The 11,119-nt window shown below is 72.4% G+C and carries 10 protein-coding genes and 1 pseudogene; 7 read left to right on the top strand and 4 right to left on the bottom strand.

The annotated features are described in order from the left end of the window. Window positions 1–47: 47 nt before the first annotated feature. Entirely contained in the window at window positions 48–1,424 is a 1,377-nt protein-coding gene (locus KME66_RS07880; RefSeq protein ID WP_216320485.1) for a hypothetical protein, read from the top strand. Between the two features lie 424 nt (window positions 1,425–1,848). On the opposite strand, the gene KME66_RS07875 is transcribed toward KME66_RS07880, so the two are convergent. Continuing rightward, window positions 1,849–4,140 carry a FlgD immunoglobulin-like domain containing protein gene (locus KME66_RS07875; protein WP_216320483.1) on the bottom strand — a complete coding sequence of 764 codons (2,292 nt, stop codon included), beginning with the start codon at window positions 4,138–4,140 and terminating at the stop codon, window positions 1,849–1,851. 118 nt (window positions 4,141–4,258) lie between these two features. Further along, complete coding sequence (locus KME66_RS07870; RefSeq protein WP_216320481.1) at window positions 4,259–5,269, bottom strand: YdcF family protein; 1,011 nt, start codon at window positions 5,267–5,269, stop codon at window positions 4,259–4,261. A gap of 96 nt (window positions 5,270–5,365) precedes the next feature. Between KME66_RS07870 and KME66_RS07865 the strand changes: the two genes are divergently transcribed. From KME66_RS07865 to KME66_RS07855, 3 genes are all read left to right on the top strand, one after another. Continuing rightward, window positions 5,366–5,911, top strand: a complete 546-nt coding sequence (locus KME66_RS07865) for a hypothetical protein (protein WP_216320479.1) — start codon at window positions 5,366–5,368, stop codon at window positions 5,909–5,911. A gap of 108 nt (window positions 5,912–6,019) precedes the next feature. After that, entirely contained in the window at window positions 6,020–6,253 is a 234-nt protein-coding gene (locus KME66_RS07860; RefSeq protein WP_073214041.1) for a hypothetical protein, read from the top strand. A gap of 185 nt (window positions 6,254–6,438) precedes the next feature. Beyond that, the gene (locus KME66_RS07855; RefSeq protein ID WP_216320477.1) at window positions 6,439–7,311 is read left to right on the top strand and encodes an AraC family transcriptional regulator; all 873 of its coding nucleotides are present in this window, start codon (window positions 6,439–6,441) and stop codon (window positions 7,309–7,311) included. Between the two features lie 64 nt (window positions 7,312–7,375). On the opposite strand, the gene KME66_RS33845 is transcribed toward KME66_RS07855, so the two are convergent. Continuing rightward, complete coding sequence (locus KME66_RS33845; RefSeq protein WP_253208256.1) at window positions 7,376–7,645, bottom strand: DUF397 domain-containing protein; 270 nt, start codon at window positions 7,643–7,645, stop codon at window positions 7,376–7,378. A gap of 41 nt (window positions 7,646–7,686) precedes the next feature. Next, window positions 7,687–8,481: pseudogene (locus KME66_RS07850) on the bottom strand (Scr1 family TA system antitoxin-like transcriptional regulator); the annotation flags it as partial. A gap of 113 nt (window positions 8,482–8,594) precedes the next feature. On the opposite strand from KME66_RS07850, the gene KME66_RS07845 reads away from it, so the two are divergent. The 3 genes from KME66_RS07845 (at window position 8,595) to KME66_RS07835 (ending at window position 10,819) form a co-directional block, all read left to right on the top strand. Next, window positions 8,595–9,008: an ATP-binding protein gene (locus KME66_RS07845; protein WP_073214029.1), complete on the top strand. Its 414-nt coding sequence runs from the start codon at window positions 8,595–8,597 to the stop codon at window positions 9,006–9,008. 95 nt (window positions 9,009–9,103) lie between these two features. Next, on the top strand, window positions 9,104–10,075 hold the full coding sequence (locus KME66_RS07840) for an NAD(P)/FAD-dependent oxidoreductase (RefSeq protein ID WP_216320462.1): 972 nt from the start codon (window positions 9,104–9,106) through the stop codon (window positions 10,073–10,075). A 138-nt stretch (window positions 10,076–10,213) separates the two neighbouring features. Beyond that, on the top strand, window positions 10,214–10,819 hold the full coding sequence (locus tag KME66_RS07835) for a dihydrofolate reductase family protein (RefSeq protein ID WP_216320459.1): 606 nt from the start codon (window positions 10,214–10,216) through the stop codon (window positions 10,817–10,819). Window positions 10,820–11,119: the final 300 nt, after the last annotated feature.

Here is an 11,119-nt window from a genome sequence, read left to right as displayed (position 1 = left end):
TCCGGACGGGCGACGGCGTTCGTCGCCCGTCTGGAGTAGCGTTAAGTATGAGGAAAAGGCTCTTCCCCTCGCTGTTGGCGGGCCTGCTGCTCATCCTCGCAGCGGCGGCTCTCACCCTGACCTCTCCCGCGTCGGCGGCTCCGGCCGCCACCCTCCAGGACGCGGCCCAGGCCCTGCGCGACGACCCGGTGTACGTGGACCCGGGCGCCCGCGACCAGCTCTCCGTCGCGGACGAGAAGGCCCTGGAGAACAAGATCACGGACGCCGACAAGCCGGTCTTCGTCGCCGTCCTGCCCGACACCTCCGCCTTCCCGGAGGAAGGCCTCCTCCCGACCCTGCGCAGCGACACCGGCATCACCGGCGTCTACGCGGTCCGGCTCGGCGACGGCTTCGACGCAGGCGCGGACCCGCAGGTCATGCCGGTCCGGGCGGTCGCGAACCTCACCGCCGCCGTGGAGAACCCCACCACCGCCGGCAACGCCGACGCCCAGCTCAACGCCTTCGTCGACCGCGCCGTCGAACAGGCCCGCGGCACCGCCCCCGCCTCCTGGTCCGGCGGCGGAGGTGCGGCGGACGGCCCCGGGACCCCGGTCGGCGGCCTGATCACGCTCGGCGCACTCGTCGCGGCGGGCGGCGCCGGCGCGTACGCGATCTCCCGCCGCAACAAGCGCCGCACGGAGGAAGAGGAGCGCGTCGCCCTCGAAAAGCTCCGGGTCGTCGTCGACGAGGACATCACCGCGTACGGCGAGACCCTGGAACGCCTGGACTTCCACCCCGCCGAGAAGGGCGCGGACGACGCCATGCGCGCCGACTACGAACGGGCCCTGGACTCCTACGAGAGCGCCAAGAACGGAATGGACCGTGCCACGCACCCCTCGGACGTGCGCGGGGTCACCCAGTCCCTGGAGGACGGCCGCTACTCCCTGGCGGTCCTGGAGGCCCGCCGCACCGGCGGGGCGATCCCGGCCCGCCGCCCGCCGTGCTTCTTCGACCCGCGCCACGGCCCCTCGGTCGCCGACGTGCTCTGGACCCCGTCCGGCGGCGCGGCCCGCGAGGTCCCGGTCTGCGGCGCGGACGAGATCCGGCTCGGCCAGGGGGAGGACCCCATGAGCCGTACGGTCGACGTCGGCGACGGCAACCGCCGCCCGTACTGGGAAGCGGGCCCGGCCTACGGCCCCTGGGCCGGCGGCTACTTCGGCGGCGGTCTGCTCCCCGGCCTCCTCGTCGGCACCATGCTCGGCTCGATGCTCGCCACCCCGGCGTACGCCTCCGAGTACGGCGGCGGTGACTTCGGCGGCGGCGCGGGCGGCGACTGGAGCGGCGGCGACTTCTCCGGCTCCGACTTCGACTCCTCCGGTTTCGGCGGAGGCGGCTTCGGCGACGGCGGAGGCTTCGGTGGCGGGTTCGACGGAGGCGGCTTCTGAGCGCCGGGGCGGCTTCCGGCCTCCCGACGCCACGGCTTCTCGCGTCAGCCCCGGCGCCACGGTCTTCCTCAGCGCCCCGGGTTCCGGTGGATCCCCTCAGCCGGGACCCGGGGTCCGGGGCTCGCACGTGGCCGGGCCGTACGGCCCGTGACCGTACGGCCCGAGAGTGGACGGCCCGTGTCCGTACGGACTGAGGGTGGACGGCCCGTGTCCGTACGGACTGAGGGTGGACGGCCCGTGACCGTACGGTCCGAGGCGGGACGGTCCGGCCACGCACACCCGGTGCGCGCGGCCGGACCGCATGAGTTCGGCCCCCATCACGGCCGGGGCGCCGACGCTCTGCCCGTGGTGACCGGAGGCGTACGCGCTCGGCCCGCCGTCACCGGCGGTACGTGCCGCACCCCTGGCCGCCGGGCGTACGTGCTCAGCCCGCCGTGACCCGCAGGGTGCCCGACGCCGTGGCGTCCGCGCCCGAACCGTCCGCCGGCGCCGCCGTCAGCCGCCAGGTGTAGCCACCCGTCGGGACCGCGCCTCCGGAGTCGGACGTGCCGTTCCAGTCGACCCGGACCGTGCCGCGCGTGTCCTCGCCCGTCCAGGTGCGGACGGTCTCACCGGTCGAGCGGCGCACCAGCGTCACCTTCCAGGAAGCGGCGGGCTTGGACAGCCACCAGGCGGCCTGCCATGCGCCGTCCGCGCTGTCGGGGACGGCGGAGTGGGCGACGCGCAGCGGGGAGACCTCCTGCTGCGGGGCGGTGACGTGAACGGTGTCGTCCGTCCCCACCCAGGCGAGCTTGCCCGCCGCCGGGTCCAGCGTCCAGGTGGTGCCGCGGCCGTCGCCCTGCGCGGGGGACTTCAGGCCGGTCACGGTCCCGAGGTCGCCGGTGGAGCCGTCGGACCGCAGAGCGGTGAGGCGCAGCGCACCGGACTCCTCGCGCGCGGCCAGGAAGCGGTCGCCCAGCAGGACCCCGGAGACGGGGGCGGGGTAGTCGCGGTGGGTCGCCGTGTCGTACACGCCCGCCGCGTCCTGCGAAGCGCAGCTCCAGTACACCAGGGTGCCGCTGTGCTGGAGTTCGCTCGGCACGCAGTCGACGCCGAGGTCGTGGCTCCCGGTCGCCCGCCCGGAGCGCGGGTCGACCACGTTCACCCTGCCGGGCTTGTTCGGGGCCGACTTGATCAGCCGGTCCCCGTCGAGCACCGCGCCCTGTACCGGCTGGTCGCGGACGACGAGGTCGCGGGTGGTGTCGATGACGTACTGCCGGTTGCCCGCCTGGTACAGCACGAACTCCGGTGAGGCGTCGAGGATACGGCCGTCCGTGCCCGGCAGGGCCATGCCCTCGGACGGCCGGTCCGGGTCGTCGCCCGTCACCAGGGTGTCCTTGCCGGTGCCGGGGTCGGTGAGCAGCCGGGCCAGCCCCTCGTCCGTACCGTCGGCGAAGCGACCGGCCGCGAGGCCGGGGAAGTCGGCGAGGCGTGCGCCCTCCGCCGGGTCGAGGCCGGTTCCGACACCCTGGCCGTGCAGCGTGTCCGTGCCGGTCAGCGAGTTGACGTACCGCAGCCGCCCCCGGTCGAGGCTCAGCGCGCCGATCTCGCCGTCCGCCGTCTTGACCTTCGGCACCTCCCGCATCACCAGGTCGAAGACCGTACCGCTGCCGTCCTGGCTGAACATGTGGATGGCTCGCTTGCCGTCGGCGTCCTTGCCCAGCGTCATGACGTCCCCGTCGCCCTCCGCGCGGAGCTGGGCGAACTCCACCGTGTCCAGGAGCGTGCGCTCGGTGTCCACGCCGGTGATGGGGGTGAGCCGCAGCGGGCCGCCGAGGCCCTCGTGCCAGACGATGTTGTCCCGCACCACGAACGAGCTGACCTCGCTGTCCGGGGACCCGGTGTCCAGCGGGACGACCTGGGGCGTGCCCGTGGCGCTGCGCGGCAGGACGCGGACGCCCTGACCGCCGCTGCCGTCGCGCGAGAACCAGCTCACGGTCGTCTGGGTGAGACGGAAACTGCTCGCGTTCCCGGTCACCGGCAGCGGCTTCAGCCGGCCGTCGTAGGCGGTCACCAGGCCGTAGCCCCGCGAGCCGTCCGCGAGACGGTAGCCGACGAGGATCTCGCTGCCCTGGCCGCCGAGCACCTCCGGCTCGGCGCCCGTGGTGGCCCCCGCGGGCAGTTTCACCACGGGGTCCTGCGAGGCGGCCCCGCCCCGGGCCACCCGCATCTCGTACGTCCCGTCGCCCTTGTCGACCGTGGCCACCACCCACCCGGCCGCGAAGCGGAGGTTGAGATATCCGGCGGGCACCGTGAGGGTGCCGCTGAAGCGCGGGTCCTCGATGCCGACCCGCACGACGTCGGTTCCGCCGTCCGCGCGCTGCTGGGTGTAGGTCGCCCGGTTGTGCTCGTCGTGGCCCGCCACGATCAGCTTCTCCGGTACGGAGGCGAGCTCGGTGACGACCTTGGTCTGCCGGTTGTACGAGTTCGTCCAGAGGTAGTCGCCGCCCTCGCGGTGCAGGACGCCGTACCTGCCGGTCGAGAGGATCTTCTCCGGTCCTTCGCCGTAGGCGTCGGGCGCGGGTATCAGGACCTCCGCGGCCTCCGCGGCGTGCGCCGTGGCCGGCAGTGCGGTGAAGAGCCCCGCGGCCAGGGCCACCGTGATCGCGGCCGCCCCTGCGGCACGCCCGGTGCGGCGCGTGCGGTCGTTGCTGATGCTGTACAGGTGTCGGGACACCTGACCCCCCTTGTCAGTTGACCGATCGTGCGCATCTGAGAGGCGCACGTGACGGATCTTATTCATATGTGGGGGAGTTGTGCATGAAACTTGCGCAACGGGTGGTGCCGGGGAGGAGCTATGCCCGACTCGCCCACCAGGCGGCCACCCCGCCGAGAACGATCAGCAGGCACATCACCGCGTTGCTCCGCCGGTAGTCGACGAGGATCGCGGTGAACTCACGGAGCATCGCGTTGGGCCAGAAGTACGCCGCGGTCGGCGCACCCACCACCTGTCCCCGGATCCGGACCCGCCGGGCGGTGAGCGCGGCCCGGAAGGCGTGGTAGTTGTTCGTGACGACGACGCACCGGTAGCCGGGCTTGGCGGCCTCCATGATCTCCTTGCTGAAGCGCAGGTTCTCCTCGGTGTTCCGCGAGCGGTCCTCCCGTTCGACGAGATCGGCCGGGAACCCCTCGGCCACCAGGCGGTCGGCCATGGCGTGGGACTCCGGCAGGTCCTCGTCGGGCCCCTGCCCGCCCGAGGTGATCAGCACGGGCGAACCACCGCGGCGGGAGATCCGCTCGTGCACCTCGCGCCCCCGCTTCAGGCGGCTCGCGAGCAGCGGCGGCACGGTGGTCCCCCCGGCCAGCCCCGAGCCCAGCACCACCACGAAGTCGGCCTTCCGGCGCACCTGGAGCCGCCCGTACAGGAACGCGTAGCACACGAAGCACAGGAACAGGAACGAGAAGTAGACCGCCAGCCCGCCCGCGGCCGTCGCCGCTCCGATCAGCACCGGAGTCTGCAGCACGGCGGCCGCCACCAGCAGGGCGACCACGCCGAGGACGGCGAACGCGGCCAGCAGCGACAGGAGATGGGCCGGGCTCCGGCCCTCCTTGCGCAGCATGCGTACGCCGTTGAGGAAGAGGAAGCACACCAGCACGAGCAGGGCCACCGTCCCCAGGGCCACCAACGCCCCGACGACGTAGGGGACTGAGGGCGACTTGGAGCTGACCAGCCGGTACAGCGCGGCGGCCAGCGCGCAGAGCACGGCGAGCCCCAGGACGACGGCGTTGCTGAACTTGCGTCGGTCGTGCAGCACGCTCACGCAGAAGACGAGGAAGAGGAGCGCCGCGGGGGCGAAGGCGAGCATGCGCACAGACTAGGCAGCGTCAAGGCGGCCGTCGACGGCGAGGTGGGGGTGGGGGCGGGGGCGACCGCCGGCGGGTGCTGTGCCAGGCTCCGGGCCATGAGATGGAGCTTCACGCTGCACGGCGGGGCGGCTGCCGTGCTGAGCGCCGCCGCCCTGGCTCTGGCCGGGCTCACCTGGCTGCCGGGCCGGGGTGTGCTGCCGCTGTTCGAGCCGGCCTGGCCGATGGTGGTCGTCATCATCCCGGCCTTCCTGTTGTTTCTGGCGGCCCTGGTGCGCCAGTTCGCGACCGGCGCGGACCGGAGCGCGCAGTGGCAGGCGTTCCGCTGCCTGCCGGGCCGGGTGCAGGCGGGCCTCGGGCTCCTGGCGGTGACGAGCGTGGCTGTCATGGTGATGGGGGCCGTTGCGGGGGCGGGGGAGCGGCTGCAGGATGCGGAGGTGCGCGAGGGCCGGTACGTCGCCTACGACACGTCGGTGACCGCGGACCGGGCGGTCGAGCTGACGAGGGACGAGTACCTCGCCCTGCTGCCGAGCAGCCGCCGGATGATGTTCGCGGTGCCGGGCCTCCTGGGCGCGGCCACTGCCGCGATCGTACTGGCGGCCGGAGAGCTGCGCCGCGCGGACGACGTGTCCGCCGTGCGGTGACGGTGACCGTGCCCGCGTACCGGGTGTGACGGCGTCCGTGTGCGTGTCCGTGACAGTGATCGCCGATCGGGGCGTGCCCTTTGCGGGGTTCCGGCCGTTGAACCTGGCATGAAGAAGCGAAGCGTACTCGCCGCCGTCACCCTCGCCACCGGAGCGGTCATCGCCGCCATCAGCCCGCACCCGGGCGGCGGGGACACCGCACACGCCGCCGAACCGGCCCTTTCGCTGGGCGCGCTGGACGAGGTCGGCGACCTCGGCAAGCTGGTCGAGGGCGCGGCCGGGGCGACCACCTCCACCGCGGGCACCGTCACCAGCACCGTGGAGGACGCCAAGCTCAGCTGAGCCCGCGGAAAGAAGCGCAGGGGTGGCCGAACGGCCGCCCCTGTTGGCGTTTCCGGGCGCCTTCCCCTCCCGGGCGGAGCCATTGCCCGAGCCCGGGGACCGACCGACCGATCCGGGCGCGGATCGGTCGGGTCCGGCAGAGTGGTTCCTTTCTACGGTGAACGGGCAAGGGAAGGAATCAGCGTGTGCTGGAACGGCTGAACGACGCCATGGAGCACATCGAGGGCCGTCTCGGTGAGCGCATCGAAGCTGCGGACCTCGCCCGGATCGCGATGACGTCGGAGTACCACTTCCGCCGGATGTTCTCCGCGCTGGCGGGGCTCCCGCTGTCGGAGTACATCCGCCGCCGCCGGATGACCGTCGCGGGAGCGGAGGTGCTCGGTGACCGCGATCGTCCGCTGCTGGACGTCGCGGTGCGGTACGGCTACGCAACGGGGGAGGGCTTCGCCCGCGCGTTCCGGGCCGTCCACGGCGTCGGCCCCGGCGAGGCGCGGCGCACGGGCGCGCCTCTGCGGTCCCAGCAGCGGCTGACCTTCCGACTCGTCGTCGAAGGGAGTAGCGCCATGCGCTACAGCTTGGTGGAGAAGGACGCGTTCCGGGTGGTCGGGAGGAAGGCCCGCGTCCCGCTCGTCCACGAGGGACCGAATCCGGCCATCGCGGAGTTCATCCGGGGCCTCGGCCGTGAGGAGCTGGACCGCATCGCGGCCCTCTCGGACCAGGAGCCGGCGGGCATCGTCGGGGTGAGCGACCAGCTCGACCCGAGCCGCGCGGAGGGCACCGAACTCGACTACTACCACGCGGTGGTGACCGGCGCTGAGGCTCCGGAAGGCATGGACGCCCTGGACGTACCGGCCGGCACATGGGCGGTCTTCGAGAGCGAAGGCGCGTTCCCGCAGGCCCTCCAGTACCTCTGGCGGGATGTGTTCACGCAGTGGTTCCCCTCGAACCCGTACGTGTCGCGGCCCGGCCCGGAGATCCTCCGGGTGCGGCTGACGGAGAACGGGAAGCGGGCGGAAGCGGAGCTGTGGATCCCGGTGGAGCGGTCGGCCGCCGGCTGACACGGGAACCGCCCCGCTTCCGGCTGGAGGGCGGGGCGGCTGTCCCCTTGTGGAGGGGGAGACTTCAGACGGCTGAGCTGCCGTGGACGAAGGCGCTCCAGGCGGCGGGCTCGACGGTGAGGACGGGGCCGTCGGTCACTTTGGAGTCGCGGATGTGGACGGCGGCGGGGTGGGCGGCGATTTCGACGCAGGCTCCGCCGTCACCGTTGCTGTAGCTGGACTTGCGCCAGTGGTAGGCGACTTCGATGCAGTTGCCGCCGTCACCGTTGCTGTAGCTCGACTTGAACCAGTGGAGGGCGGTAGGACCGGGGGCGGGGTGTGCGGCGCGGGACATGTCTCTCCAAGCAGTGCGTCAAGCAGTGCGTCCAGTAGCCGGGTGCTCTCCGCGACGGTGAGAGCCTGGGAACGCAGCATCCCATACCTCTGCATAAGCGCGCTGACGTCGGCGGGTTCGTCGTACAGCTCTCCGCGCAGCTGGCCGTCGACGTAGGCGAGTCCGTCGTGGTCGGGCGTCTCCAGCAGGATGAGAGGCCCCGAGAGCCCGGCGTGCCGAGGGGTGCTGCGGGGCATGATCTGAATGGTGACGAACGGCAGATCCATGCAGCGCCGCAGATGGAGAAGCTGCTCCCGCATCACGTCGGGATCGCCCAACTCGGTGTGCAGGATGCTCTCCTCCAGAATGAAGTGGAGGATCGGCCGGGGCTTGCGCTCCAGGAGCTTCTGGCGGCCGAGACGGTCCGCCACCCGTTTCTCGATCTCGTCCTCTTCGAGCGGCGGGTAGTTGCAGCCGAAGATGAAGCGCGCGTACGCCTCGGTCTGGAGCAGTCCTGGTACGAGTTGTGACTCGTACCAGAGCAGGCTTGCCGCGCTCTGCTCGTACTGCACGAAGTCCTTGACCAGCGCCTGATAGCGCTCCTTCCTCGGGATCCTCTCCACCGCGACCCGCAAGACGCCCTTGGTGTCCAGCAGTTCATCAAGCTGGATGGCCAGGTCCAACTGAAGTGCCCTTCGTCCCTGCTCGATCGAGGCGATCGTGTCCTCACCCACTCCCACCTGCTCGGCGAGGACGGCCTGTGTCAGCCCGGCGTTTCTGCGGAGATGGCGCAATTGCGCCCCGACCAACTGCCACGAAGTGACCCGCCTGATGCCGCTCTGCTTTCCCGGTTGCATGACCTGGCTCTCCCCGTTCCGGCCCCGCTGTCAACCCGTCAGAACCCGTACAAAAGCTTTTGTACGTCTCTCCGCTCTGCTCCAGCGTAGTAACTCCGTGTGAGCGTGGAAGCATGAACGAGGCAACCCAACTCCCGTACTTCCGCGCCGCCTTCTACTGCCGTGACCGCAGGTCGATCCCCGTCGTACGCAAGTTCGCCCACAGGGCGCTGGTCGAGTGGGAGTGCGAGCAGCGGGCCGACGATGTGCTGCTCTGCGTGACCGAGCTGGCGACCAACGCGCTCCGCCACGGAGTGCCGCCGGGGCGTGGCTTCAAGCTCCACATCTACCTGGAGCGGGTCGAGGGCGTCATCCGTGCCGAGCTGCACGACAGCGGAGGCGGTGTCGTGCGCGCGGCGGACGGGCCGCCGGAAGCCGACGACGAGGGCGGGCGCGGGCTGCTGCTCGTCGCGGCGCTGGCCGACAAGTGGGGCGTGGCGGAGCGGAACCCCGGCAAGATCGTGTGGTGCGAGTTCAGCATCGTATGAGTTGCTGTTCCGGCAAGGTTGTTTGTCGTTTCGGCCGTGCGGGCGCACTCTCGTCAACGAGCGGTGGCGATGCCGCGTGACGAAGGAGGAGCGACATGAGGCAGCAGCGGTACGACGTGGTGATCGTGGGCGGCGGGGCGGCCGGCCTGAGCGGGGCGCTGACCCTGGCGCGGGCCCGGCGCTCGGTGCTGGTGATCGACGCGGGCGAGCCCCGCAACGCCCCCGCCTCCCACATCCACAACTACCTGGGCCGCGAGTCGACCCCGCCCGCTGAGCTGCTGGCGATCGGCCGGGGTGAGGCTGCGGGGTACGGGGCGGAGATCGTCGAGGGCCGGGTTGCCTCGGCCGAGCGGCTGCCCGGGGACGGGGACGGGGGCCAGGGCTTCCGGGTGGTGACCGAGGACGGCCGGAGCGTCGAGGCGCGGCGGCTGCTGGTGACGACGGGGCTCGTCGACGAGCTGCCGTCCGTGCCGGGCCTTGCGGAGCGGTGGGGGCGGGAGGTGCTGCACTGCCCGTACTGCCACGGCCGTGAGGTCGCCGACCGCCCGATCGGGGTGCTCGCCACCGGCCCGCTCGCCGTGCACCAGGCGCTGATGTGGCGGCAGTGGAGCGACGACGTGACCCTCTTCCTGCACACGGGTCCCGAGCCCACGGAGGAGGAGTACGAGCAGCTGGCGGCCCGGGGTGTCGCGGTCGTGGACGGCGAGGTGGCGGGACTGGAGATCGCGGACGACCGGTTCACCGGCGTCCGGCTGGCGTCCGGCCGGGTGGTCCCGCGCGAGGCCCTGGTGGTCCAGGCCCGGTTCGTCGCCCGCTCGGCGGTCCTGGAGTCCCTGGGGCTGAAGCCCGTACCGCAGGAGATGGGCGGGGTGGTGATCGGCTCGTACATCCCGGCCGACCCGACCGGTGCGACGGAGGTCCCCGGGGTCTGGGCGGCGGGCAACGTCACCCGCCTCACCGAGCAGGTGATCGGCGCCGCCGCCGCGGGCCTCATGGCTGGGGGCGCGGTCAACGGCGACCTGATCGCCGAGGACACGCGGCTGGCGGTGGCGGCCCGGCGGGCGTAGGGGTGCTGGATGCCCGGCCCGGTCGTTCGCAGGGGAACCGGGCGGGCCCGATGAGTCCGGGGCCCGCCGCCGGTCCCAATAGATGACACCCGGGGCATGACACCTGGGGTCCATGACGCTCAGGGAAAGGACACCGCCATGTCGGAGCTTCTCGTCGATTTCATCACCTCGCTCGACGGATGTGCGTCAGGAGAGGGCTGGCCCGGGTGGTGGGGCCTGGAGGGCCCGGAGTACCTGGCATGGCTCGGGGAACAGCCCGAGGTCACGTACCTCATGGGAGCGAAGACCTACCGCCTGATGTCCGGCTTCGCCGCCGGGGAGGTCCCGAGCGGCCAGGACGATTTCAGGTCCGAGGAGGAGGACTCCGTCGACCAGCTCACGCGAGCCCCCAAGGTGGTGTTCTCCTCCTCGCTGGAGGCGCCGCTGCCGTGGGCGAACGCCACGCTCGTCCGTGACGATGCCGTCGAGGCGGTCCGCGCGATGAAGGAGGACGGCTTGGGGATCCTCAGCACGATCGGGAGCCTCAGCCTGGCCCGGTCCCTGCTGCGGGCCGGGCTCGTCGACCGCTTCCGGGTCGTGATGTTCCCGGTCATCACCGGCGCCACCGGCGCGGAACGCATCTACGACGGCTATCCGGACGTCGCCCTCGACATGATCGGGCACCGCACCTTCGACGGCCGCACGCAGCTGGTCGAGTACCGGCCCCGCGTACTGGATCACCCGCCGCTCGCTGCCCCGGCGTGACCTCGCCCCGTGCCGCGGGCGGCGCAGGCCACCGGCCGCCGCCCGCGCCCGCCCGTGGCCGGAGCCCGTTCTCCTCCCGCGCCCGTCCGCCTCCCGCGCCGGACCGTCGCCCGCGCCGGACCGTCGCCCGTGCCGGCCGGGCGCCTGCGTCAGTCCGCCTCCCGCGCCCGTCCGGCGTAACAGAGACCGGCGAATGACGGACCTCGGGGTGATGGCCGGGCCCCGGCGGATGTGTGAGCCCCGGTTACGGGGATACGCGGAGGGTCCCGGTGTCACGAGGGCGCCGGGCCTCGGCAACGC

The sequence above is a fragment of the Streptomyces sp. YPW6 genome (assembly GCF_018866325.1).
Taxonomy (GTDB): Bacteria; Actinomycetota; Actinomycetes; order Streptomycetales; family Streptomycetaceae; genus Streptomyces.
This window is presented reverse-complemented; position numbering and strand designations above follow the sequence as displayed.

Bases quoted from the DNA above. Each gene is read 5' to 3' on its own strand.
- KME66_RS07880 (WP_216320485.1), top strand. From the start codon at position 48: ATGAGGAAAAGGCTCTTCCCCTCGCTGTTGGCGGGCCTGCTGCTCATC.
- KME66_RS33845 (WP_253208256.1), bottom strand. From the start codon at position 7,645: ATGTCCCGCGCCGCACACCCCGCCCCCGGTCCTACCGCCCTCCACTGG.
- KME66_RS07870 (WP_216320481.1), bottom strand. From the start codon at position 5,269: ATGCTCGCCTTCGCCCCCGCGGCGCTCCTCTTCCTCGTCTTCTGCGTG.
- KME66_RS07840 (WP_216320462.1), top strand. From the start codon at position 9,104: ATGAGGCAGCAGCGGTACGACGTGGTGATCGTGGGCGGCGGGGCGGCC.
- KME66_RS07845 (WP_073214029.1), top strand. From the start codon at position 8,595: ATGAACGAGGCAACCCAACTCCCGTACTTCCGCGCCGCCTTCTACTGC.
- KME66_RS07860 (WP_073214041.1), top strand. From the start codon at position 6,020: ATGAAGAAGCGAAGCGTACTCGCCGCCGTCACCCTCGCCACCGGAGCG.
- KME66_RS07835 (WP_216320459.1), top strand. From the start codon at position 10,214: ATGTCGGAGCTTCTCGTCGATTTCATCACCTCGCTCGACGGATGTGCG.
- KME66_RS07865 (WP_216320479.1), top strand. From the start codon at position 5,366: ATGAGATGGAGCTTCACGCTGCACGGCGGGGCGGCTGCCGTGCTGAGC.